The organism is Catenulispora rubra, from assembly GCF_015356825.1.
GTDB lineage: Bacteria > Actinomycetota > Actinomycetes > Streptomycetales > Catenulisporaceae > Catenulispora > Catenulispora rubra.
This window is the reverse complement of the sequence record NZ_JAACYW010000609.1, coordinates 1-1,513: the sequence shown is the minus strand read 5'-3', so window position 1 is coordinate 1,513 and position 1,513 is coordinate 1. Positions and strand designations below refer to the sequence as shown.

Genomic DNA, 1,513 nt, shown 5'->3' with positions numbered 1-1,513 from the left:
CGAACTCGCTCTTCTACGCGACTGCCAACCGCGGGCCAAGCACCACCCCAGAGCCTCCCGCCGCGTCGCCGGACCACGCTCCGACCGAACCTCCCGCGCCACCCGCCCCTGTACCGACCCCTTCATCGCCAACTTTCTGCCGCGCGCCCGAACCAGTCCTCGTCACGTCCGCCCCGCACGACCCCACGGCCGCAGACCGCCGTGCGCGCCTCGTCCTCCATCACGCCTCCGAGCCCGGCGACGCGCTGCTCTGTCGCCTCGTCGCACGCTTCGGCGCCCCGACCGTCGCCTCGGCGCTCCTCTCCGGAAGCGCCGCAGACCTCCTGTCGTCCCAAGACGAAGCGTCGGCTGGCGATCGTGCTGCTCTCATCGCCCGCGCCAACACACTCCAGACCCGCTGCTACCGCGCTGATCCCGATGCCGATCTGGCGGTCGGCGAGAAGACCGGCGCCCGCTACGTCATCCCGGCCGACCCGCAGTGGCCGACGGCGCTCGACGACCTCGGCGACGCCGCCCCGCTCGGCATGTGGTTCCTCGGCACGGCCGATCTGGTCGCGGCGTCGAGGCGCGCCGTGTCGATCGTCGGCGCGCGCATCGCCACCGGTTACGGCATGCACGTCGCTGGCGAGCTCGCGGCCGGCCTGGCCGAGCGCGGATGGGCCGTGATCTCTGGCGCGGCGCGCGGTATCGACGGTGCCGCACACCGTGGAGCACTGGCCGCGCGTGGCGTGACGGTCGCGGCCCTCGCCTGCGGCATCGACCTCGTCTACCCCGCCGGCCACGAAGCGCTGATCGGAGCGATCGCCTCCGACGGTCTCGTCGTCTCCGAGCTGCCGCCGGGCACCTCCGTCAGCCGCTTCCGATTCCTCGACCGCAACCGCGTCATCGCGGCGCTGGGTCTTGGAACCGTCGTGGTGGAAGCGGCGGCCCGCAGCGGCTCCCTCGTCACCGCACGCCTCGCCGACGAACTCGGCCGTCCCATACTCGCGGTGCCGGGCCCGGTCACCTCGGAGGCCTCCGAGGGCTCCCACCAGCTGATCCGCGACGGCGCCCTCCTGGTCACCAGCGCCGCCGAAGTCATCGAACAACTCGGCGAACTCGGCGCCGACCTGGCCGAGCGCACCAGCTCCAGGCGTCCCCGCGACTCCCTCGACCCGATCGCGGCCCGCGTGCTGGACGCGCTCCCGGTCGCGGGCCGCGGCACGCTCGACACCGTCGAAGCCGCCCTGGCCGCGGGCCTCGAACCCCGCACCGTGCACGCGGCGCTGAACCGGCTCACCGCGGCCGGCTGGGTGGACCGCGAGGAGAGGGGGTGGTGCGCGCGCCTGCTCCCGTGAGCCCGCCGCGGCGAACTACGAACGCCGCCGCCGACTCGCTCTCTTGCTCACGACTTCAGCCACGACCTTAGCTACGAATTCACTCCCGACGTCAGCCACGACTCGACTCAGCACCCGAACCCGATTTCCCCATCGAGAAAGGAGCCGCGATCGACCGCCCCCCGACCCCTTCCCCT

General features: G+C 73.0%; 1 protein-coding gene. It reads left to right on the top strand.

What is annotated here, in order from left to right:
- On the top strand, positions 1-1,337 hold a 1,337-nt coding region (gene dprA, locus GWK61_RS54500), incomplete at its 5' end, for a DNA-processing protein DprA (protein WP_228564566.1).
- Positions 1,338-1,513: the final 176 nt, after the last annotated feature.